General features: G+C 64.8%; 19 protein-coding genes and 1 pseudogene. 5 read left to right on the top strand and 15 right to left on the bottom strand.

Annotated features, from left to right (window positions below; translation table 11 throughout):
- Nucleotides 1-101 precede the first annotated feature (101 nt).
- The 8 genes from IVA74_RS27825 to IVA74_RS27790 form a co-directional block, all read right to left on the bottom strand.
- Nucleotides 102-269 carry a hypothetical protein gene (locus IVA74_RS27825; RefSeq protein WP_247349624.1) on the bottom strand — a complete coding sequence of 56 codons (168 nt, stop codon included), beginning with the start codon at nt 267-269 and terminating at the stop codon, nt 102-104.
- Nucleotides 270-628: 359 nt separating this feature from the next.
- Entirely contained in the window at nt 629-2,032 is a 1,404-nt protein-coding gene (locus tag IVA74_RS27820) for a site-specific integrase (protein ID WP_247349623.1), read from the bottom strand.
- A gap of 731 nt (nt 2,033-2,763) precedes the next feature.
- Entirely contained in the window at nt 2,764-3,996 is a 1,233-nt protein-coding gene (locus IVA74_RS27815; protein WP_247349622.1) for a Zn-dependent hydrolase, read from the bottom strand.
- Nucleotides 3,989-4,774, bottom strand: coding sequence for an ABC transporter ATP-binding protein (locus IVA74_RS27810; protein WP_247349621.1), 786 nt, complete (start codon nt 4,772-4,774; stop codon nt 3,989-3,991). The genes IVA74_RS27815 and IVA74_RS27810 overlap by 8 nt, the downstream gene beginning before the upstream one ends.
- Nucleotides 4,771-5,544: an ABC transporter permease gene (locus IVA74_RS27805; protein WP_247349666.1), complete on the bottom strand. Its 774-nt coding sequence runs from the start codon at nt 5,542-5,544 to the stop codon at nt 4,771-4,773. The genes IVA74_RS27810 and IVA74_RS27805 overlap by 4 nt, the downstream gene beginning before the upstream one ends.
- A gap of 72 nt (nt 5,545-5,616) precedes the next feature.
- Nucleotides 5,617-6,561, bottom strand: coding sequence for an ABC transporter substrate-binding protein (locus IVA74_RS27800; protein WP_247349620.1), 945 nt, complete (start codon nt 6,559-6,561; stop codon nt 5,617-5,619).
- Nucleotides 6,562-6,667: 106 nt separating this feature from the next.
- The gene (gene hutC / locus IVA74_RS27795; protein WP_247349619.1) at nt 6,668-7,396 is read right to left on the bottom strand and encodes a histidine utilization repressor; all 729 of its coding nucleotides are present in this window, start codon (nt 7,394-7,396) and stop codon (nt 6,668-6,670) included.
- Nucleotides 7,393-8,751, bottom strand: a complete 1,359-nt coding sequence (locus tag IVA74_RS27790; RefSeq protein ID WP_247349617.1) for a formimidoylglutamate deiminase — start codon at nt 8,749-8,751, stop codon at nt 7,393-7,395. Before IVA74_RS27790 ends, hutC begins: the two co-directional genes overlap by 4 nt.
- Nucleotides 8,752-8,835: 84 nt before the next feature.
- Here IVA74_RS27790 and hutI point away from each other — a divergent pair, with 84 nt between their 5' ends.
- Genes hutI through hutU form a run of 3 tightly spaced genes read left to right on the top strand, consistent with a single transcriptional unit; the run spans nt 8,836 to nt 13,290 of the window.
- Entirely contained in the window at nt 8,836-10,050 is a 1,215-nt protein-coding gene (gene hutI / locus IVA74_RS27785) for an imidazolonepropionase (protein ID WP_247349615.1), read from the top strand.
- Nucleotides 10,047-11,606: a histidine ammonia-lyase gene (gene hutH / locus IVA74_RS27780; protein WP_247349614.1), complete on the top strand. Its 1,560-nt coding sequence runs from the start codon at nt 10,047-10,049 to the stop codon at nt 11,604-11,606. Before hutI ends, hutH begins: the two co-directional genes overlap by 4 nt.
- Nucleotides 11,607-11,619: 13 nt before the next feature.
- Nucleotides 11,620-13,290, top strand: a complete 1,671-nt coding sequence (gene hutU, locus IVA74_RS27775) for a urocanate hydratase (protein ID WP_247349612.1) — start codon at nt 11,620-11,622, stop codon at nt 13,288-13,290.
- A 7-nt stretch (nt 13,291-13,297) separates the two neighbouring features.
- Here the strand turns inward: hutU and IVA74_RS27770 are convergent.
- Together IVA74_RS27770 and blaBJP are read right to left on the bottom strand one after the other, a co-directional pair.
- A pseudogene (locus tag IVA74_RS27770) lies at nt 13,298-13,462 on the bottom strand (EAL domain-containing protein); the annotation flags it as partial.
- Between the two features lie 106 nt (nt 13,463-13,568).
- A complete protein-coding gene (blaBJP, locus tag IVA74_RS27765; RefSeq protein ID WP_247349611.1) occupies nt 13,569-14,453 on the bottom strand; it encodes a BJP family subclass B3 metallo-beta-lactamase in 885 nt (294 codons plus the stop codon).
- A 279-nt stretch (nt 14,454-14,732) separates the two neighbouring features.
- Between blaBJP and IVA74_RS27760 the strand changes: the two genes are divergently transcribed.
- On the top strand, nt 14,733-16,049 hold the full coding sequence (locus IVA74_RS27760; protein ID WP_247349608.1) for an alpha/beta hydrolase-fold protein: 1,317 nt from the start codon (nt 14,733-14,735) through the stop codon (nt 16,047-16,049).
- 12 nt (nt 16,050-16,061) lie between these two features.
- Here IVA74_RS27760 and IVA74_RS27755 read toward each other — a convergent pair whose 3' ends face one another.
- The 3 genes from IVA74_RS27755 to IVA74_RS27745 form a co-directional block, all read right to left on the bottom strand.
- Entirely contained in the window at nt 16,062-16,346 is a 285-nt protein-coding gene (locus IVA74_RS27755; RefSeq protein WP_247349607.1) for a TonB-dependent receptor plug domain-containing protein, read from the bottom strand.
- 64 nt (nt 16,347-16,410) lie between these two features.
- A complete protein-coding gene (locus tag IVA74_RS27750; RefSeq protein WP_247349606.1) occupies nt 16,411-17,394 on the bottom strand; it encodes a hypothetical protein in 984 nt (327 codons plus the stop codon).
- A 286-nt stretch (nt 17,395-17,680) separates the two neighbouring features.
- A complete protein-coding gene (locus IVA74_RS27745) occupies nt 17,681-17,953 on the bottom strand; it encodes a hypothetical protein (protein ID WP_247349605.1) in 273 nt (90 codons plus the stop codon).
- Between the two features lie 172 nt (nt 17,954-18,125).
- Between IVA74_RS27745 and IVA74_RS27740 the strand changes: the two genes are divergently transcribed.
- The gene (locus IVA74_RS27740; protein ID WP_247349604.1) at nt 18,126-18,935 is read left to right on the top strand and encodes an extracellular solute-binding protein; all 810 of its coding nucleotides are present in this window, start codon (nt 18,126-18,128) and stop codon (nt 18,933-18,935) included.
- Here IVA74_RS27740 and IVA74_RS27735 read toward each other — a convergent pair.
- Both IVA74_RS27735 and hisC read right to left on the bottom strand, forming a co-directional pair.
- Nucleotides 18,909-19,607, bottom strand: coding sequence for an ABC transporter permease (locus IVA74_RS27735; protein WP_247349664.1), 699 nt, complete (start codon nt 19,605-19,607; stop codon nt 18,909-18,911). The two genes, IVA74_RS27740 and IVA74_RS27735, sit on opposite strands and share 27 nt — an antisense overlap.
- Nucleotides 19,608-19,830: 223 nt before the next feature.
- On the bottom strand, nt 19,831-20,883 hold the full coding sequence (hisC, locus tag IVA74_RS27730; RefSeq protein WP_247349603.1) for a histidinol-phosphate transaminase: 1,053 nt from the start codon (nt 20,881-20,883) through the stop codon (nt 19,831-19,833).
- Nucleotides 20,884-21,030: the final 147 nt, after the last annotated feature.

Here is a 21,030-nt window from a genome sequence, read left to right as displayed (position 1 = left end):
CGTGGCACTCACGCGGTAATTCAAAAGCCCAAGGCATCAAGCTGTCACGCGGCGACCAGTCTCGTCACGTCATGCGAAAGGGGCGCCCGCTGCACGAAGCGCTACACCGCGTCGGGCCACGACTCTGCTTTCATTTGTTTGGCTTGTTCTTCGGCTAGAAGCTGGATCAGCATGGCGTGACGGCCCTCGTCACGATGCGGGTCATCTGTGCTCATGGCGATCAGTTTCTGGTAGCAGCGGATGTTTTCGCGGGTGATGTAGTTGTGCATCGCGCCCTCCAGAAAACCGGGCTTCAGCGTGGCACGCTGGGATCATCCACTAAGCGACGCATTGCGAACGCAACGCAAGGTCCATGTGGGGCTTGCGAATGCGGGACAGTGCCGCAGTCCAAGTGGAGCGCGACCGGGCGGTGATGTTCTCGCGGATCGGGGTGCAGGGGCCGCTACCGGCTAGAACGCAAAAAAAATCTTCGCTGACCGGCCGCGCAGCCGGACACAACGGAGGACACGCCGATGCCACCCCGTGGATTTAACTCGTGTTTTTGTCGTGCGCGATCCGTTGCGCAGTGAAATGCCGCGGCAGCCAGCGCGATATCCGCTGGGCTGACCGCTCCGGGTCGGGATATCCGTCAGGCCACAAGCTGCTGGGCCTGTTCGACGGCTTGCGTCGGAACATTCTCGATGATGCGCCGCAGTTCGGCGGCAACACCATCCAACACCGCGCGCTTTTCCTTCATGCGCTTGCTGTGATTGTAGACCTTGCCGGTAACCGTCGGCACGATCTGCTCGGATTTCTTGCTCGCGGCGTGATCCAGGCACTTCGCGATCCACGCATCGTCGAAGCCGAGATCGCCGGCCAATGTTGCCGCCGTCCGCCGCAGATCGTGAGGCGTGAACGGCTTGAGGCCCAACAGCTCACAGAGTCCAGGCGTCTTGCTCTTATCCTCGTTTTTCTCGTGTTTGGTGCCGCGCAGCGCGTCGGCCATCGCTTTGCGGTGGATCGGCTGACCCTTGTACATCGGGCTTTCGAACACAAGCTGCTGGTCTGCGGACGCCAGCGCCTCCTTGATGATTTTAACCGCCAGATCGGACAAGGGCTGCTGGATCACCCGCCGCTTCTTCACCCGCTTGAGGGGTACCTCGAAGCGCGGGTTGTCGCCATTGAGGTCGGCTAGCTCACACCGGTGCGCACCGAGCAGTTCACGGGAGCGGAGCATGGTGACCAGCTCGAACTTGAGCGCCAGCCGGGTCCGGCGGTCCCAGGGCAGGTCATCGCGATCTAGACCGTGCCAGAAGATCCTGATCTCGTCCTCGGACAGGACGCGGGTGCGCGGATGCTCGGGATCGAGCCTGGGCAGGTTGATGCAGGGGCTGGCCGTCACATACTCGCGGCCTGCCTCGGCCGCCCAGTTGAACAGGCCCGAAGCCGCCTTTCGCATGTGACGTGCGTTGCTGACCGACGGCTTGCCGAACTTGCCTGCGACGATGTCGTTCGAGAGTGTTGCGATGTCGTGCTTGGTGACGTCTCTCGCGAGTGTTTTGCCAAGACGCGCACCGAGGAAGCGGCGCAGGTGGCTCGCCGTATTTTCCCAAGCCTCCAGCCGTGGCCGCATCTCGCCATCCGATTTCTTGACCAGCGTCTTCATCCACTCGATCCGCTCCTCGATGATCTCGGCGACGGTCTTGCCGCGCCTCCCTTTTGCGGCCATCTGGTCGCGGAAGGTCTCGGCGAGAGCCTCGGTACCCAGTCCCTTGAAGCCGTAGACCCTGCTGCGGGCGTCCTCGACGGAAAAGGTCTCGGGATTGTAGACGCCGAGCCAGCCGGTGCGCTGCTTTCCGGTCTGCCGATCGGTGAACTTGAACGAGAAGGTCGCCACGCCCGCCGTGGTGATGCTGACGTAGAGACCAGGGCACTTCCGGTCGTACAGCTTGGTCCGCTTGGCGACTCGTTTCTCGCACAGGCGGTCGGTCAGAATGACGCTGCTGTTGCGTCCCCGCTTGCCGGTGGGGGAGGGGACAGTGGTAGTATCCATGTGGTTTCGGCTCCTAAGGTTGGGACCAAAGGGCTCGGCTTGGGGGCTTTCAGTTTGTCGTGCGGACGCTGAAAGCCGTAGGGCCGGGCCCTTATTTTGGTGAAGCCCGCTGAAACAGCCCGGATCAGGGTAGCGCAAATCCGCTTATTTTGTAGGGTTTTTGTAGTTTCGGCGTGTTTCACCGAGTGCCAAAATATAGACGTGTGGTCCTGGCCGTCGTTGCTACGGTCAAGCCTTTGCGGATGCGGCACTTGCGTCAACCGGCGCGGCGTCGCGACTTTCGCGAAGGCGAGGGAGGCCAAAACGAACTCGGCTCCCGGGAGAGCACGGCATAAGCCGTAAAGCCACTGCGCAGGGAAGGCCGAGTGATTGGCTACACCTGTATGCTGCTGTGCGGTTCTTTTGCGCTACATTTTCGCGCCGCGGACCGCAGGTGCCAGCCGGCACCCGGCCTTCCCTGCGCCCTCTTGGACAAGAGGGTGCATCGACGAAGCAAAGCTCGGGCGCAATGCGCCGCGAGGCTGCGAAGGTGTGACTGGAAGGCAAAGATGAATGCGAAGAAGAACCGCTCCTGTGCCCCGGACGCAGCGCAGCGTCCCTTCGACGGTGCGCCGCAGAGCCGGGGCCCATGTCTCCGAGCAATCCGTGTCGCCCTGGATCCCGGCTCTGCGCAGCAGCGCAAGAGCGCTGCGGCGCGTCCGGGACACGAGAGTGGGCGGCGGCACGTCGTTCTAACCGCCGAGTATCCTCCGGCACGCGTCGACGAACACCTGGGCGCCGGTGACGATGTCGGCGTCGGCGGTGTTCTCGGTCCAGTGATGGCTGATGCCGCCGATCGACGGGACGAACAACATGCCTGCGGGCATGACGGTCGCAAGCATCTGCGCGTCGTGGCCGGCGCCGCTGGGCATGCGGACGGACCGTCCGTCCGCCAGCGCCTTGCTCGCCGCTTCGATCGCGTCCTGAATGCCGGGGTTCATCATGGCGGGCGCACCGGTGCGCAGCTTTTTCACGGTGACGGTGCAGGGGCCGTTCGCGCTGGCCTCATCCGCCATGCTCCGCAGCAGCTGCTCCAGCCGCGCGATGACGGTAGGATCATCGTCGCGGATCTGGAACAGCATCTCGGCTCCGCCCGGAATGATGCTGGGCGCGCCGGGATCGAGTGTGATGCGGCCGGTGGTCCAGACCGTGCGTGGACCGCACGCGGCAGGAAAACGCCCGTCGATGGCCACGCAGAATTTTGCGAGCGCGAGGCCCGCATCCTTCCGCGCTGCCATGCGGGTGGTGCCGGCGTGATTCTGCTCGCCGACAAAATTGATCTGGTATTGCCAGATGCCGACGATGGAGGTCACGACGCCGACCGCAAGGCGTCCGCTTTCGAGCGTGTCGCCCTGTTCGATATGCGCTTCCAGATATCCGACGTGCCGACCCGGCTCTGCGGTAGCGCGCGATCGTCCAGCGAACCCCATGTCGGCGAGCGCGTCCCGCATGGTGCGGCCACTGGTGCGGTTGCGAGCCGCGTCAATATCGGCCTCGGTCACTTGCCCGACATAGGAGCGCGAACCGAGGAAGTGCCCGAAGTGTCCTTCCTCGTCACACCAGGCGGCAACTTCGACCACGCCGCTGACCGAGGGATCGGCATTGAGCACGCGGGCCGCTTCGAGCGCGTAAACGACACCGAGCGGGCCATCGAGCCAGCCGGCGTAGTTCTGGCTTTCCAGGTGCGATCCCGCCAGCAGCTTGGGTCCGCGCTTTGCGCTGCTGCCGAAGACATTGCCGATGCCGTCAATGGCGGCGGTGAGGCCCGCGTCGGGCAGCTTCTGCACCAGCCAGTCCAGCGAAAGCCTGTGCGGCTCGGAGAAGGTCGGCTTGTGCACCCCGGTCTTGTAGGCTCCGATGGCGCGGAGCGCATTGAGGTCGGCGAGAACCCGTTCGTCGTTTGCGCGCGAAAACGTGTCAGGCATGTTCGGCAACCTTCAGCGCCTCGGTACGGATCTCCTCGACCAGCCGTTCCTTCAGCTGGACGAATTCGGGCGTGGTCTTGATCTTGTAGGAGCGCGGATGCGGCAGGTCCACATTGATCTCGGCCTTGATGCGGCCGGGGCGTGCGCTCATGACGATGACGCGGCTGCCGAGGAAGATCGCTTCCTCGATGTCGTGGGTCACGAACAGCACAGTCTTCTGGTCGCGCTCCCAGATCCCGAGCAGCATTTCCTGCATCAAGGCGCGGGTCTGGTTGTCGAGCGCGCCGAAGGGCTCGTCGAGCAGCAGGATCTTCGGATCGTTGGCGAGCGCACGGGCGATTGCGGTGCGCTGCTGCATGCCGCCGGAGAGCTGTTTCGGCCAATGGTTCTCGAAACCGGACAGCCCGACCTGGCGGATGAAGGTATCGGCGATCTTGTGGCGCTCCGCCTCGGACACGCCACGCTCGCGCAGGCCGAAGGCGATGTTCTCGCGTACGGTCAGCCAGGGAAACAGCGTGTAGGACTGGAACACCATGCCGCGGTCGGCACCCGGGCCGGTCACCTCGCGTCCGTCGAGCATCACACGTCCGCCGGTCGGGCGATCGAGGCCGGCGACGATGCGAAGCAGCGTGGACTTGCCGCAGCCGGAGGGGCCGAGGATGGTGACGAAGTCGTTGTTGCCGATCACAAGATCGGTCGGCTCCAGCGCCCTGGTCGGTGCGTTGCCGTGGCGCGCGGGAAAGGTTCGCGAGACCTGTTCGATCTTGAGGGTCGTCATGCGAGCCTCCAGGGAAACAGCCACGCGTTGAACGCCTTGAACAGGAAGTCCGAGACGAGGCCGATCAGTCCGATCACGATGATGCCGAAGATGATCTGGCCGGTGTTGAGCAGCGCCTGGCTGTCGGTGATCATGTGGCCGATGCCGGAGGAGGAGCCGATCAGTTCGGCGACGATGACATAGGTCCAGGCCCAGCCCAGCACCAGCCGCAGGATCTCGGCGATCTCCGGTGCGGAGGAGGGCAACAGCACGCGGCGGATGATGCCGCGGTCGCTGGCCCCTAACGTATAGGCCGCCTCGACCAGATCGCGCCGCGTCGTGCCGACGGTCACCGCGATCATCAGGATGATCTGGAACACCGAGCCGATGAAGATGACGAGCAGCTTTTGCAGTTCGCCGATGCCGGCCCACAGGATCAGAAGCGGGATGAACGCGGACGCCGGCAGATAGCGTGCAAAGGAAACGAAAGGCTCGAGGAAAGCCTCGACCGGCTTGTACGCGCCCATCACCACGCCGAACGGCACCGCGATGATTGCGGCCAGCGCGAAGCCGCCGACGACGCGCCAGATCGTCATGCCGATATCGAACAGGAAGCCCTGTTTGGCGATCAGATCGACGCCTTCCTGCACCATGGTGAGCGGGTTGGCGAGGAACACTTTCGACACGTGGCCGCCGAAGGTCGCCCAGGACCAGAGGGCAACGAACACCACGAAGAACGCAAGGCCGTAAGCCACGCGCTGCTTTGACGTCACGGGATCGAGGGGACGCATCAATGGTCTATCCGAGCGGTGAACAAGTTTACCGGCCCCGCCGAGAGACAGGGCCGGCGGCTCCTGGGAGGTTTACTTGATGTAGCTCGCGTCGAAGAGGTCCTCCACCTTCGGCGCGGCCTTGATGATGCCGATCTCAAGCAAGAGGTCGGCGGCCTCCTTGTTGAAGGTCAGGAAATCGCCGGCGAAGAATTTCTGGTTCGCGGCCTTGTCCTGCCAGCGCAGATACTTTGCCGAGTTGCCGAACGCCTCGCCGCTCTGCTTCACGTCGGCGCCCATGATCTCGTAGGCCTTGGCCTGATCCTTGGCGATCATGTCGAGGGCCTCGAAATAGCTGTCGGCGAGCGCCTTGGCCGCCTTCGGGTTCTCGGTGAGGAATTTCGGCGTGCAGCCGAACGTGTCCATGACGATCGGGTAGTCGAGCGTGGTCGCGATGATCTTGCCCTTGTCGGGCGCGGCACGAACTGTCGACAGATACGGCTCGTAGGTCATCGCGGCGTCGTTCTGGCCGGAGACGAAGGCTTGAGCGGCAGCGGCCGGCTCGAGGTTCACGACGGTGACGTCCTTCACCGACAAGCCGTTCTTCTTGAGCATCCAGGCCAGCGCGAAATAGGGCGAGGTGCCGGGCGCGGAAGCAGCAACCGTCTTGCCCTTCAGGTCCTTGATCGCGGCGAGATCGTTGCGCACGGCCATGCCGTCGGCACCAAAGCTCTTGTCGAGCTGGAAGATCTGCTTGGTCGCGACGCCGTTGGCGTTCCAGGAGATCCAGGTCTCGACGGTGGTCGCCGCGCACTGGACGTCACCGGAGGCGATCGCGAGATGGCGGTCCTTCTGCGGAATCTTCTTGATGGTGACGTCGAGGCCGTTCTTCTTGAAGATGCCGGCTTCCTTCGCCAGCGTCAGCGGTGCGAAGCCGGTCCATCCGGAGATGCCGACGCCGACCTTGATGTCGTCGGCGAGCACGGGAGTGGAGGCCGTAAGCGCAATGATTGTCGCGAAAAGTTTCGAACTACGCATGATTGTCGTCCTCTTGCCGATCGATGGATTGACGTCCTGTTGATCACTGTCGGCCCCTGTGGACCGTTGCCCGAAGCGTTGCACGATTTGTGCCGACATCGCTCTCTCAGCCTCCCTTGAATCGGGCGACAAGGCGGTGAGAGTCACCGGGATAGAGCAGCCTCACAGCGGTGATCGTGCGCGCGCTGCGCCAGGTATAGCGGTCGATCACGAGGCAGGGCGCGCCGAGGGCGATGTCGAGCGCTTCCGCCGTGCGATCGTCCGCAACGATGGCGCTGATCGTATGCTCGGCCTCTGTCCATGGAACATGGTGAAGCAGCCACGAGCCGGGCGGCTCGCGCGAGAAATCCGCGGTCGCCGCATCCGGCACCGACGCAAGATCGATCAACCTGTCCTCGACCGCAAAGGGCACGTTGTCGGCGCTGTGCCGGCAGGTGATCGCAACCACCTTGCCGGCCTTCTTGACACCAAGACGCTCGCGGTCGGCAGCAGTCGCGGCGCGGAGCTTGCGGCCGATCAGCTCATAGCCGTAGCCGCGGCCGAGCGCGGTGATTTCGGCGCGAATGTCGGCGATCTTGAGCACGGCAGATTGGTGTTGCGGCCGGCGGACGAAGGAGCCGGCACGTCGCCGCCGCTCGATCAGGTCGGCTTGCGCGAGCTCCGACAGCGCCTTGTTTACGGTCATGCGCGAGCAGCCGTAACGCGCGACCAGTTCGTGCTCGAACGGAATGCGATGCCCCGGCGGCCACTCGCCGGTCAGGATACGCTTCTCGATATCGGCGCGGATCCGTTTGTAGAGCGACGGCTGCTCCGCTGTATCAGTAGCGAGGCTCATGCCACGAGCCTCCGCACAGACGCGTTGAAGTGGTCGCGTGCGACCTGCCGCAGTCTGTGCCGGCCGCCCTCGACGACCTTGTCGCCACCGGCCCAGACGCAGTCGATTGCACCGCTGCCCGCGGCAAAGATCCAGCCGTCGATGGCGACGTCGCGCGCGCGCCCCGCCAGCGAGGGATGCGTGGTGTCGAGCGTGACGATGTCGGCGCGTGCACCTGGCGTGAGGCCGACTGACGTCTGCGCCAGTGCCCGCGCACCACCGGCGAGCGCATGATCGAACAGGGCGCGTCCCGTCGAGCGGCCTGCGCCAGCGGAGAGCACGTTCCGCTCGCGGTGCTTGAGCCGCTGACCGTATTCGAGCTGGCGCAGCTCGTCGGCGGCGCCGACGAGCACATTGGAATCGGTGCCTACACCGAAGGCGCCGCCGGCATCGAGAAATTCGCGCGCCGGAAAGATGCCGTCGCCGAGGCTCGCCTCGGTGATAGGGCAGAGGCCGGCGACCGAGCCGGTCCTGGCGAATGCGGTGACTTCTTCATCCGTCATGTGGGTCGCGTGGATGAGGCACCAGCGTCGGTCGACGGGCGCGTGCTCCAGCAGCCATTGCACCGGACGCCGTCCGGACCAGGCCAGGCAATCTTCGACCTCCTTCACCTGCTCGGCGGCATGAATGTGCACCGGGCCGCCGTCCGCGAGCGGGATGATGGCGCCGAGTTCGTCCGGCGTCACCGCGCGCAAACTGTGCGGAGCGATGCCGATATTCGCGCCGGGCAATGTTGCGATCGCCTTGCGCGAGGCGCTCGTCAAATCAGCGAACTGATCGACCGTACAGATGAAGCGGCGCTGACCGGCATGCGGCGCGGCGCCGCCGAAGCCACCATGCGCGTAAAAACCCGGTAGCAGCGTCAGCGCAATGCCCGAGGCTTCGGCGGCCTGCGCAATGCGCGCGGCCATTTCGCCGGGGTCGGCGTAACGCGAGCCGTCGCGATCGTGATGCAGATAATGGAATTCGCCGACGCGGGTAAAACCCTGCTCCAGCATCTCGACATAAAGCAGCGTCGCGACGGCGGCGACGTCATCCGGCGTCATCGCCAGCGCGAAGCGGTACATCGTCTCGCGCCAGGTCCAGAAGGTGTCGGTACTGTCGCCGCGCATTTCTGCAAGTCCCGCCATGCCGCGCTGGAACGCGTGGCTGTGCAGGCTCGCAAGTCCAGGAAGTGCAATGCCGTGGCGTTCGTCGCCGGCGGTCGGCGCGACGTCCGGCGTCACCTCGCCGATCGCGCCGGCGGTGATCACCACCTGCACGTCATTTGCCCAGCCCGAGGGCAGGAGCGCGGAGGCGAAATGCAGGCGTGTCATGTTTCCATGCCGGCTGGACAGAACCGCCCCACGATTATATGTCTAGACATATAAGTCAAGCATCCCACGCGAAGGGACAGTTGCATGGCAGAGCGCTTCGACCGGATCTGGCATAACGCCCGGCTCGCCACGATGCGGGCCGATCGTCCCAATCTCGGTGAGATCGAGCACGGCGTGATCGCCGCGCGCGACGGCCGTATCGTCTACGCAGGTGCGCGGACCGATTTTCCGGCGGATGCCGAGGCCGCCGACCGGATCGATTGCGAAGGGCGCTGGATCACGCCCGGCCTCGTCGATTGCCACACCCATCTGGTCTATGGCGGCAACCGCGCCCATGAATTCGAGCTGCGCCTGAAGGGCGCGAGCTATGAGGAGATTGCGCGCGCCGGCGGCGGCATCGTCTCGACGGTGGCCGCGACACGCAAGGCGAGCGAGGCCGAGCTCGCAGCACACGCGCTGCCGCGGCTCGATGCGCTGATCGGCGAGGGCGCCACCACCGTCGAGATCAAGTCCGGCTACGGCTTGGACATCGAGACCGAGATGCGGCAGCTTGCCGCCGCGCGCAGCCTCGGCCGCCAGCGGCCGGTTACGATCCGCACGTCGTTTCTCGGCGCGCATGCGCTGCCGCCAGAGGCCGATGGCGACAAGGATCGCTACATCGATCTCGTCTGCAAGGAGATGTTGCCGGCGATAGCAAAGGCAGGCCTCGCCGATGCCGTCGATGCCTTCATGGAAGGTATCGCATTTTCCGGTGAGCAGACGGAGCGGGTGTTCGAGACGGCGAGGCGGCTGGGACTGCCGGTCAAGCTGCATGCCGACCAGCTCTCGAACCTCGGCGGCGCTACGCTTGCCGCGAAATTCTCGGCGTTGTCGGCCGATCACCTCGAGCACACCGATGAAGCCGGTGCAGCGGCGCTGGCGAAGGCTGGAACGGTGGCCGTGCTGCTGCCCGGCGCCTTCTACTTCATCCGCGAGACGCAAAAACCGCCGGTCGAGGCATTCCGCATGCACGGCGTTCCCATGGCGCTGGCGACCGACTGCAATCCGGGCAGCTCGCCGCTGACTTCGCTCCTGCTCGCCATGAACATGGGTGCGACGCTGTTCCGGATGAACGTGGCCGAATGCCTGGCCGGTGTCACCCGTGAAGGCGCGCGCGCGCTCGGCGTGCTGAACGAAACCGGCACGCTCGAAGCCGGCAAATGGTGCGACCTCGCGATCTGGGACATCGAACGTCCGGCCGAGCTCGTCTATCGCATCGGCTTCAATCCGCTACACCGGCGAGTTTGGAGGGGCCAGTGACGGAGTCGCACGCAGCGATCGTCGTCAAGCCGGGAACGGTCAGTCTCGACGATCTCGCGCGCGTGCTTGCAGGCGCGTCAGTCGTGCTCGATGCCGCGTTCTGGCCGCGCGTAGAGGCCGCGGCGGAGATCGTCGCGAAGGCCGCTCAGGCCGCGACGCCCGTCTACGGCATCAATACCGGCTTCGGAAAGCTGGCGTCGAAGCGGATTCCGCCCGACCAGACCGCGCTGCTCCAGCGCAACCTCATCGTCTCGCATTGCTGCGGCGTCGGCCCCGCGACTCCGGAGCCGATCGTCCGACTGATGATGGCGCTGAAGATCATCTCGCTCGGGCGTGGTGCGTCGGGCGTGCGCCGCGAGGTGATCGAGCAGTTGCAGGCCATGCTGGCGCAGCGTGTTTATCCACTGGTGCCGCAGCAAGGTTCGGTCGGCGCCTCCGGCGATCTCGCGCCGCTCGCGCATATGACGGCTGTGATGATAGGTGAAGGGCAGGCGGTCATCGAAGGCAAGACCGTGTCCGGCAGTGAGGCGCTCGCCGCGGCCGGCATCACGCCGCTGACGCTCGGTCCCAAGGAGGGGCTCGCGCTGATCAACGGCACGCAATTCTCGACCGCATACGCCATTTCCGGTGTGCTCCGTGCATTTGGCTTGGCCCGCGCTGCGCTCGTGACCGGCGCGCTGTCCGTCGATGCGGCGATGGCCTCCACGGCACCGTTCCGTCCCGAAATTCAGGCGCTGCGCGGCCATTCCGGACAGATCGCGGCTGCGGCAACCTTGATGGCGCTGCTCGACGGCAGCGACATCCGCCTGTCGCATCTCGAAGGCGACGAGCGCGTGCAGGATCCCTATTGCCTGCGCTGCCAGCCACAGGTCGCGGGCGCGGCGCTCGACCTGATCATGCAGGCCGCGCGCACGTTGATCGTCGAGGCCAATGCCGTCACCGACAATCCGCTCGTACTGGTCGAGACCGGCGAGATCGTCTCCGGCGGCAATTTCCACGCCGAGCCGGTCGCCTTTGCGGCGGACACCATCGCGCTGGCGCTGTCGGAGATCGGCGCGATCAGCGAGCGGCGCATCGCGACGCTGGTCGATCCCGCGCTCAATTTCGGCCTGCCGCCGTTCCTGACTCCAGATCCCGGTATCAATTCCGGCTTCATGATCGCCGAGGTGACGGCGGCCGCGCTTTATGCCGAGAACAAGCAGCGCGCGGCCGCCTGCTCGATCGATTCGACGCCGACCAGTGCCAACCAGGAAGACCACGTCTCGATGGCCGCGCATGCTGCACGACGCCTGTCGGACATGGCCGACAATCTTGCCGCGATTCTCGGCATCGAGCTCTTGGTCGCGGCCCAAGGTATCGCGCTGCGCGCGCCGCATGCGACGAGCGCGCCGCTCGTTGCCGCGATCGCCGCACTGCGCGAGCAGGTGCCGGCGCTCGGTGCCGATCGCTACATGGCCGGCGATCTCGCCAAGGCTGCAGCGCTGGTCGAAGCCGACGCGCTGCCCGCGGCGGCGCTCGCCGCGCTTTCAACTGACCCGTTTCCGACACTTGCTTGACGAGGTGTTCCGCATGAACCGCCGACTGGACAATGACCGCACTATCCGCGCGCCCCGCGGCAGCGAAATCAGCGCGAAGAGCTGGTTGACGGAAGCGCCCTTGCGCATGCTCATGAACAATCTCGATCCCGACGTTGCAGAACGTCCGAGCGAGCTCGTCGTCTATGGCGGCATCGGCCGCGCCGCGCGTGACTGGGAGAGCTTTGACCGGATCACGGCGGCCTTGCGCAAGCTCGAAGCCGATGAGACGCTGCTGGTCCAGTCCGGCAAGCCGGTCGGCGTGTTCCGCACCCATGCCGACGCGCCGCGTGTCCTGATCGCGAACTCCAACATCGTGCCGCACTGGGCGACGCTCGACCATTTCAATGAGCTCGATCGCAAGGGCCTGATGATGTACGGCCAGATGACGGCCGGCTCGTGGATCTATATCGGCAGCCAGGGCATCGTGCAGGGCACTTACGAAACTTTCGTTGAGGTCGGACGCCGCCATTATGGCGGCAGCCTCGCCGGCAAATGGATTCTCACAGCCGGTCTCGGTGGCATGGGCGGCGCGCAACCGCTGGCTGCAACCATGGCCGGGGCTTCGATGCTGGCGGTCGAATGCCAGCCGAGCCGCATCGAGATGCGGCTGCGCACCGGTTATCTCGATCGCCAGGCCGCGACGCTCGACGAGGCGCTTGCGATCATGGCGGAGGCGGCGACGACGAAGAAGGCGGTCTCGGTCGGCCTGCTCGGCAATGCCGCGGAGATTTTTCCCGAGCTGGTCCGCCGCGGCGTCAGGCCCGACATCGTCACCGACCAGACCAGCGCGCACGATCCGATCAACGGCTATTTGCCGAAGGGCTGGACGCTCGCCGAATGGGAGACCAAGCGCGCCGCCGATCCCAAGACCGTGGAGCGCGCCTCGAAAACCTCGATGGTCGAGCACGTCCAGGCCATGCTGGATTTCCATGCGCAAGGCATTCCGACGCTCGACTACGGCAACAACATCCGCCAGATGGCGCAGGACATGGGCCTGAAGAATGCCTTCGATTTTCCGGGCTTCGTTCCCGCCTATATCCGTCCCTTGTTCTGCCGCGGCGTCGGGCCGTTCCGCTGGGCCGCGCTGTCGGGCGATCCTGAAGATATCTTCAAGACCGACGCCAAGGTGAAGGAGCTGATGCCTGACGACAAGCATCTGCACAATTGGCTCGACATGGCCAAGGAGCGCATCAAGTTCCAGGGCCTGCCGGCGCGGATCTGCTGGGTCGGCCTCGGCGATCGCGATCGCCTGGGCCTCGCCTTCAACGAGATGGTGGCGCGCGGCGAATTGAAGGCCCCCATCGTGATCGGCCGCGATCATCTCGACAGCGGCTCGGTGGCGAGCCCCAACCGTGAAACCGAGGCGATGAAGGACGGATCGGACGCCGTGTCCGACTGGCCCTTGCTCAACGCGCTGCTCAATTGCGCCAGCGGCGCGACCTGGGTCTCGCTGCACCATGGCGGCGGCGTCGGCATCGGCTATTCCCAGCATGCCGGCATGGTGATCGTCGCCGACGGCACGCCGGAAGCGGCGAAGCGGATCGCGCGCGTGCTCTGGAACGATCCTGCCAGCGGCGTCATGCGCCATGCCGACGCGGGCTACGACACTGCGATCGAATGCGCCCGCGACAAGGGTCTCGATCTGCCGAGCTTGGCGAAGTAGCTGGGACTCAGGCCACGACCTTGGCTCCGGCGCCGCCAAGGCGCCGGCGTTCCTTTGTGAGATAATCGTCGATTACGTCGGCAGGCATGGGCTTTGCGAAGTAGTAGCCCTGGATGAAGTCGCATCCCAGCCGGCGCAGGCTGTCGAGCTGAGCGCGAGTCTCGACGCCCTCGGCGGCGCCAGCGCAATGCATTGTTGCACCGACAACGGTGCGGGCTGACATGCCGGCTTCACCTGTCCCCCAGAGAAGGAGAGGTGAAGATAGCGCAAGACAGTCGCTATTTCTTCTCGAGCGCCGCCGTCTGCTTTGCAAGCTGCTTGTCGAAATCTTCCGACAGGCTGGTTGCGTAGGTTGCGAGTTCGCCCGCCTTGACGAACGGGTTCGGTGCGCCGTCCTTCATCTCCGCGCGCTTGGCCTGCATGCCATAGACCTCGGGATGCGGCCCGAGCAGCACGTCGATCTTCATCGCCTTCACCTTGGCGAAGGTCGCGCGGTAGTCGTCGACAATGCCGGCATGGGTCGGCTGGCCGACCAGCCTGTTGAGAGCCACCGTGCCGCTGCAGAAAAACAGCACCTCGCGATCCTGACTGCCGTCCTTGACGGTCATCTCCCAGCTCGTACAGCCGGGCGAGTGGCCAGGGGTTGAATGCGCAGTCAGCGTGGTGTCGCCGAGCGTGACCTTGTCGCCTTCCTTCACGGCGCGGTCGACCTTGACCGCGGGGAAGGCGAGGTCCTCGTTCTTCTCGTCGCCGGGATAGTAGCCGCCTTCGAGCAGCGGCTTGTCGCGTTCGCCGGCGATGAGCTGGGCGCCGGTCTCCTTCTTGATCTCGGCGAAGCCGCCGGTGTGGTCGAAATGCGCGTGTGTGTTGAGAATGATCTTGATGTCAGAGACCTTGAGACCGAGCTTCGCAATATTGTCCTTGATCATGCCGGTCGACTGCGGCAGCGCCGTATCCATCAGGATCAGGCCCTGCGAGGTCTTGATGACGTAGACGGCGATACCATCGGTGCCGACATAGTAGATATTGCCGATGAGCTGGAATGGCTCGAACGGCGTGGTCCATTTCTTGGTGACCGCGGCAATGAAATCCTTGACGGTCTGCGCCTGCGCGCCGGTTGCGAGGAACGCCAGCGCGCAGAGCACGGCCGTGAGCTGCTTCATCGTTTGTCTCCCAGAGTGTTCTTGCAGAGTGGTCTTGTCGTTTTGATGGGGCGCGGCCGTCGCGCGGCGCGGCCGGCCGGCAAGCTACGTCGTGCGAGATGCGGCAGCAACGGCCACGTGTCCGGAAAATTTCGTGGCATGCGCGGAATAATGGTGCCTGGCCGGTTTGCGCATGGCGGCATTTGCTGCAACGCGGCCAAGTGGCATTTGACCGCGCGCAGGCGGCTCGCCATACTTTGCGTCAAGACGAGCCAAGACTCGTCGGCACCGGGAGCTGAAATGACCAATTCGTTGTCCGTCCTTGCGGGGACGCTGATTTCCCTCGTCTCCTTCACTTCGATTGCCGTCTCGCAGCCGGCCTGCGTCACCCAGAACATGGCTGTGCCGCCTAGGGCCAACAGCACCGACAAGGCGGCCCCGTTCTTCATTGATACGACAGGTCTCGACTTCAAGACGACGCCTCCGACGCGTGATCCCTCCAATGCCCGCTACCCGCGCGCGACCGAGCTGCCTGACGGAACGCTGCCGCCACCGGGGGCTGAGGGCAATTTCATCATCGGTCCCACCCACAATCCAGCGCCGGAGACGATCGCAAAGGAGGGCGTGCCGCGCGGCACCACAAAATCCTTCACGCTGTCGTCGAAGGAGAGCACGATCTACAATCCCGGCCTGATCCGCGACGACGCCGCCGGCTGCACCAATTCCTCGATCATGACGACCGTCACGGCGCCTGGTGATAAGTCGCACATGATCGTCACCACCAGCCACCCAGGTATCTGGTCGCGTACCATCGACGTCTATGTGCCGGCGCAATATGTGCACGGCACCGAGGCGCCGTTCATCGTGGTCGGCGACGGCGGCTCCAACGCCTACAAGGATCTCGGCACCACGCTCGACAATCTGATCGCGCAGCGCCGCGTGCCGCCGATGATCGCGATCCAGGTCGGCAATGGCGGGCAGGACGCACAGGGCAGCCAGCGCGGCCGCGAATATGACGCGGTGTCAGGTGCCTACGCGCAGTTCGTCGAGCGTGAAGTGCTGCCGCTGGTCGAAAAGAAGGCCGACGTCAGGCTGACCAAAAATCCCGATGGGCGTGCGACCATGGGGCTGAGTTCGAGCGGCGTGGCAGCCTTCACCATGGCGTGGTTCTATCCCGAGCTCTATCACCGCGTGCTGGCCTTCTCGCCGACCATGGTCAACCAGCAATGGCCGTATGATCCGTCGCTGCGCGGCGGCGCCTGGGAATATCACAGCGCATGGACGGGGCCGGCCACACCCAACCTCATCTCGAAGGCCGGCGTACTCACGCCGGCTGAGCCGCCTGGCGCACCGCTGATCGTCGCCGCACCGACCAAGCCGATCCGCTTCTGGTTCTTCGGCGGTGATCAGGACCTGTTCTATCCGAACCCCACCATTCCCGACGGCATGCACGACTGGACCCTGTCCAACGCGCTGACGGCCAAGGTGCTGGCGGAGAAGGGCTATCATTATCAGTTCCTGTTCGTGCGCAACGCCAAGCACGTCGACCGTCCGACGATCGCGCAGACGCTTCCGTCGGCGCTGGAGTGGGTCTGGAAGGGCTATCCGATCCCCTGAGCGCGAAGAAGCCTAACGCCCGACCGTCACGCCGGCGGTCGAGCGCATGGCGTCCTTGAGGCTCGTCGCGTTCTTGTCGTCGAGGACCTGACGCGTCAGCACGGTGGTCTGGCCGGGCGTGTTGAGGATCGTCTCTCCGCGCGAGGAAGAGAGCCGGTCGGCCTTGTAAGGTGCGGCCGGATCGGTGGCGGGCGCTGTAGAGGACGCATGCTGCGGCCGTTTACCGGACGCGGCAAAGGCTCCCTGCGAGATGCAGAGGGCCGCGATCACGACCAGTCGTAATGATTTTGCGGGCATGCGATCTCCCATATTCGGGGGCGTCAGCCTAGCGTATGGGCGCGTCGTCGCAGAGAGGTAAGGGTCAGGCGAGAGCCGCCCGGCGTTCCCGCATCGGTTCGCGGACCCGGTCGGGTTTCCCGGGCTCGGCGAGCCGCGTAAAACTGCGCTGGCTTGCATGCGCGGGTGCTTCGACAATCACGCCCTCGCAGGCGATCTGTCCGCCGAGCATCCTGAATTCCAGCTTGTCGTAGCGCGGCATCGTCTCGCCGGGCGCGGGCGGCAATAGCCCGACGCTCCCCTGGATGTTCAGCGTGGCATCGCCGGCGCCGTGAAGCCGCGGATTCCACATCCTGATCCCGGTCTCCGCCCAGCGCTGCCGGATCAGCGCGGCGCGGTCGGCGGGTTCTGCGATTTTTGCACGAGCCTTCGGCGCGCTGGCGATCTCCAGAGCGGGAGCCTCGAGGGCCATCTCCGGCGCGACGTCCGCGACGACGCTCGGTGTGGAGACGGCAAACTTGTCCGCGGCGATCGCTGCAGCCGGAGCCGGATCGCTTGCGGGGACCGGTGCGATCTCCATCGCGGCGTCGACAGACGAGACCGGAGCCTCCTCCGCGATGACGAAGTCGACGTCCGTCGAGATTTCCGTGAGCGGATCGTTGCTGATGAGGTCAGCCGCATCAACCGGCTCGCTCTCGATCTCGACCGGCGAGAGAGAAGCCTCTTGCCCGACGATCGGCTCGACCTGCGTCGGCGTCTCCCGCGATGAATCGTCGCTGCCGCCGACATCGGTTGCCGCTGCCGACGGGCTATCCGCGATGACAGAGATAGCAGTGTCGTCTTCGATGGCCGGAGCCGCGACCGCGGCGTCGCAGCGCGACGGTTCCGCGCTGATGCTGGTCTCAAGAGGCGGAGCGGCTTCTGCAATTTCGGCAACAAGGGCGGGCGAAGCGTCTGCGCTATCAGGCGCGACGTCGATGCTGCCGCCGTGAGGCAACGGCCGAAGCTTCGTGAACGCCCATTTCACCGCGGGGATGCGGCGCAGCAACGATATCAGTCTCGAAAGCACTGGGAGTTGTCCAAGAGGTACTCGGCGTGAGGCAATCGCTGATTCGCCAGCAATGTAAAAAAATGCCCCGGCCATCACACTGATGTCAATGTAAGTGGGACCAATTGCAGAACATCCACACCCATCGCGCGCAGGCGGTGATTTCGCCCGCGTGACTGTAACCTCAGTGCAGCCCCGCCCGCACCGTGACCTTCGCGCATACCATCGGCGACGACAAGCTTTGGCTGCACGAAAACTTTTGGAGAGGGGACGATCGCCCCTCTCCAGATTTCCGATCGATGCCGGCCTATTTTCCGGAGCCCGCGCCGCCGCCGGCCTGGCTGCCCATGTTATTGGTGTTGCTGCCGCCGGCCGAAGGGGTCTGCTTGCCCTTGCTGTCGCTGGCCTCGTTCTGCATGTTCGACGACGCGCCGGTCGTCATGCCCTTGGTCGCGGGGCCCCGCGACGAGGGGCCGACGTCGCCCTTGCCGGATGCGCTTGGGGCGGGTTGTGTTTGCGCAAAGGCGCCGCCGGTCGCCAGCGCCATGATGCACGCAGATGCCAAAATGAACTTCTTCATCTGGTTTCCTCCTGGGTTCACCTCCGGACAACCTGCGCGCGGGGCGGACGTTCCCAATTGGCAGCGCCGCGAGAATCGCACCAACGCGCGTTGACGAAATGTCGATGTTCCCCTGCACGGCCCTTATCGAGGTAGAGTTTGGAACATCCGGCTTCTGGTGTAAGGACGAAGCATGAAGAGGGTAATGACCTTCGGAGCGGTTCTGCTCTGGTCCACGATCGCATTCGCGCAGGACGGCACCATCACTGTGGCCTCGACGACGTCAACGGAACAGTCGGGGCTGTTCGGCTATTTGCTGCCGCTGTTCTCGAAGGCCGGCGGCATCGATGTGAAAGTGGTTGCCGTCGGCACGGGCCAGGCGCTCGACATCGGGCGGCGCGGCGATGCAGACGTCGTGTTCGTCCATGACAGGCCTGCTGAAGACAAGTTCATGTCCGAAGGGCACGGCGTGAAGCGCTTCGATGTCATGTACAACGACTTCGTCATTGTCGGGCCGAAGAGCGATCCCGCGAAGATCGCCGGCGGCAAGGACGTGGCCGAGGCGCTGCGCAAGATCGCGGCCGCGAAGGCGCCGTTCATCTCGCGCGGCGACAAGTCCGGCACGCACGCGGCCGAGCTGCGGCTATGGAAGGAAGCGGGCGTCGACCTCGGTGCCGGCAAGGACGGCTGGTATCGCGAGATCGGCCAGGGCATGGGGCCGGCCCTGAACATGGCGTCGTCCTCGAATGCCTATCTCCTGTCTGACCGCGGCACCTGGTTGTCATTCAAGAACCGCGGCGAGCTTGCTGTCCTGACCGAAGGCGACAAGCGGCTGTTCAACCAGTACGGCGTCATGCTGGTGAATCCGGCAAAGCATTCGAACGTGAAGGCGCAGGACGGGCAAGCCTTCATCGACTGGCTGATCTCTCCTGGGGGGCAGGAGGCCATCGCCGGCTACAAGGTCGGCGGCGAACAGCTATTTTTCCCCAACGCGTCCCACTAGCAGGAAGGCGACGGTTGATACTGCGACGCTGAGCGCGAGCAGGATCAGCCCGAGCCCGAGCGCCAGCGACAGGTCGCCCTTGCTGGTCTCCAGCGCGATCGCTGTCGTCATCGTGCGTGTGAAGCCGCGGATGTTGCCGCCGACGATGATGATGGCGCCGACCTCGGCGATCGCGCGCCCGAAGGCTGCGAGAAAGGCCGTCAGCAGCGAGGTCCGGCCCAGCGCGAACAGCAAGCCGATGCTGCGCAGCACCGACAGCCCGTCGATTCGCGCCAGGTCGCCATACTCCGCCCACAGCAGGCTCGCCGGCCGGTGCACCAGTGCGACGACGATCGGTGTTGCGAGCAGCGCCTGCGCGATCACCATCGCCGCCGGCGTGAACAACAGGCCGGCCGCCCCGAGCGGGCCGGAGCGCGACAGCAGAAGATAGAGCGCGAGCCCGACCACGACCGGCGGAAGACCAAGCAGCGCATTGGTCAGGACGATGATGACCTGCCGCCCGCGGAACCGGGTGATCGCAAGCAGGGCCCCGAACGGCGCCCCGATCAGAAGCGCGACGATGCTGGCGGTCAGGCTGACGCGCACCGACAGTCCGACGATGCCCAGAAGCTCTGCGTCGGCCTCGCCGATCAGCGTGAATGCGGCGCCGATGGATCGCGCGAAGTCGTTCATCCGTGCCTGAGCGTCGGCGCCCGCCACGATGTCTCGGGTGCGTCGATTTCGGGACTGCGGAGGTGATTCACGTATATTTCCCTGAGGGTATCGTCGTGCAAAGCAGCGGCGGAGCGGTCTGGTAACCCGAATTTGACCGGAAATCAAAAGCCGCGGGCGGCATGGCACGAGGCCGCGTTTGGCATCATCGATTGACGCTGGCCGATGCCGCGACCGTCGGGGCTCAGATCAAGCCGCGCAGCACTTCAACAAGCCGGGCACACTCGGCCTCCGTTCCTACGGTGATGCGCAGGAAATCCTCGATGCGCGGCTTTCCGAAATGCCGGACCAGAACGCCACGCTGGCGAAGCGCTGCCGCAAGATCTGTTCCGCTCCGGCTTCGATGGCGCGCGAAAACGAAGTTTGCGAGCGACGGCAACACCTCGAAGCCGAGTTGTCCAAGCTCGCGGGCCAGCGTTTCGCGGCTCGCGATGATACGGGCGCGGGTCTTGCGGAACCAGCCGTCGTCCTCGATCGCGGCGACGGCGCCGGCGATAGCGAGGCAATCGACGGGATAGGAGTTGAAGCTGTCCTTCACCCGTTCCAGCGCTTCGATCAGCGGTCGTTGACCGATGGCAAAACCAACCCGCAGGCCAGCGAGCGAGCGCGACTTCGAGAAGGTCTGGATGACCAGCAGATTGTCGTGGCGTGCAACCAGCGGCACGGCGCTCTCGGCGCCGAAATCGACATAGGCCTCGTCCACCACCACCAGCCGGTCCGGTTGTTCGGCAAGCAGCGATGCGATTGCGTCGCGCTGAAGGGCGATGCCGGTCGGGGCGTTCGGATTGCAGAGAAGGATGGCGCTCGATGGTCGCCTGTAGTCGGAGATATCGATTCTCATCGCGGCATCGAGCGGCACCTCGTCGTGCGTTATTCCATAGAGGCCGCAATAAACGGGATAGAAGCTGTAAGTGACGTCGGGAAACAGAAGCGGCATATTGTGCTTCAGAAGAGCCTGGAAAGTGTGGGCCAGAACCTCGTCGGAGCCGTTGCCGACGAACACTTGCTCGGGCCTCACATCGCAATGCGCCGCGATCGCCTCGCGCAGGCGCGTCGCACCCGGATCGGGATAAAGGCGCAGCCGCTCCGCAGCCGATGCGACGGCCGCCAGCACGCGTGGCGAGGGCGGGTAGGGATTCTCGTTGGTATTGAGCTTGACGATGCCGTCCTGCTTCGGCTGCTCGCCGGGGACGTAGGGCGAAAGCGTGTGGACGACCGGACTCCAGAAACGGCTCATGATCTCCAATCCGAATTTGATCGCGGCACAGTAGGGTATGCGGGACCTCCGCGGAAGTGCGCTTGCATTCGGCGTTCCAGGCAATCCGCACCAGCCTCACGGCCGGAGGCGTTCCCGCCCGCGCGACCCCTGTGCTAGGGTCATCGC

Source organism: Bradyrhizobium sp. 132 (assembly GCF_023074185.1).
Taxonomy (GTDB): domain Bacteria; phylum Pseudomonadota; class Alphaproteobacteria; order Rhizobiales; family Xanthobacteraceae; genus Bradyrhizobium.
Note: the sequence above shows the minus strand (reverse complement) of the source record. Positions and strands in the feature narration are given on the sequence as shown.

Excerpts from the sequence above, each read along its gene's own strand:
- hutU (WP_247349612.1), top strand. The coding sequence starts at position 11,620 with ATGAACCGCCGACTGGACAATGACCGCACTATCCGCGCGCCCCGCGGC.
- hutC (WP_247349619.1), bottom strand. The coding sequence starts at position 7,396 with ATGAGCCTCGCTACTGATACAGCGGAGCAGCCGTCGCTCTACAAACGG.
- IVA74_RS27755 (WP_247349607.1), bottom strand. The coding sequence starts at position 16,346 with ATGCCCGCAAAATCATTACGACTGGTCGTGATCGCGGCCCTCTGCATC.
- IVA74_RS27790 (WP_247349617.1), bottom strand. The coding sequence starts at position 8,751 with ATGACACGCCTGCATTTCGCCTCCGCGCTCCTGCCCTCGGGCTGGGCA.
- IVA74_RS27820 (WP_247349623.1), bottom strand. The coding sequence starts at position 2,032 with ATGGATACTACCACTGTCCCCTCCCCCACCGGCAAGCGGGGACGCAAC.
- IVA74_RS27810 (WP_247349621.1), bottom strand. The coding sequence starts at position 4,774 with ATGACGACCCTCAAGATCGAACAGGTCTCGCGAACCTTTCCCGCGCGC.
- hutI (WP_247349615.1), top strand. The coding sequence starts at position 8,836 with ATGGCAGAGCGCTTCGACCGGATCTGGCATAACGCCCGGCTCGCCACG.
- IVA74_RS27800 (WP_247349620.1), bottom strand. The coding sequence starts at position 6,561 with ATGCGTAGTTCGAAACTTTTCGCGACAATCATTGCGCTTACGGCCTCC.
- blaBJP (WP_247349611.1), bottom strand. The coding sequence starts at position 14,453 with ATGAAGCAGCTCACGGCCGTGCTCTGCGCGCTGGCGTTCCTCGCAACC.
- IVA74_RS27735 (WP_247349664.1), bottom strand. The coding sequence starts at position 19,607 with ATGAACGACTTCGCGCGATCCATCGGCGCCGCATTCACGCTGATCGGC.
- IVA74_RS27825 (WP_247349624.1), bottom strand. The coding sequence starts at position 269 with ATGCACAACTACATCACCCGCGAAAACATCCGCTGCTACCAGAAACTG.
- hisC (WP_247349603.1), bottom strand. The coding sequence starts at position 20,883 with ATGAGCCGTTTCTGGAGTCCGGTCGTCCACACGCTTTCGCCCTACGTC.
- IVA74_RS27740 (WP_247349604.1), top strand. The coding sequence starts at position 18,126 with ATGAAGAGGGTAATGACCTTCGGAGCGGTTCTGCTCTGGTCCACGATC.
- IVA74_RS27815 (WP_247349622.1), bottom strand. The coding sequence starts at position 3,996 with ATGCCTGACACGTTTTCGCGCGCAAACGACGAACGGGTTCTCGCCGAC.
- IVA74_RS27745 (WP_247349605.1), bottom strand. The coding sequence starts at position 17,953 with ATGAAGAAGTTCATTTTGGCATCTGCGTGCATCATGGCGCTGGCGACC.
- IVA74_RS27805 (WP_247349666.1), bottom strand. The coding sequence starts at position 5,544 with ATGCGTCCCCTCGATCCCGTGACGTCAAAGCAGCGCGTGGCTTACGGC.
- IVA74_RS27760 (WP_247349608.1), top strand. The coding sequence starts at position 14,733 with ATGACCAATTCGTTGTCCGTCCTTGCGGGGACGCTGATTTCCCTCGTC.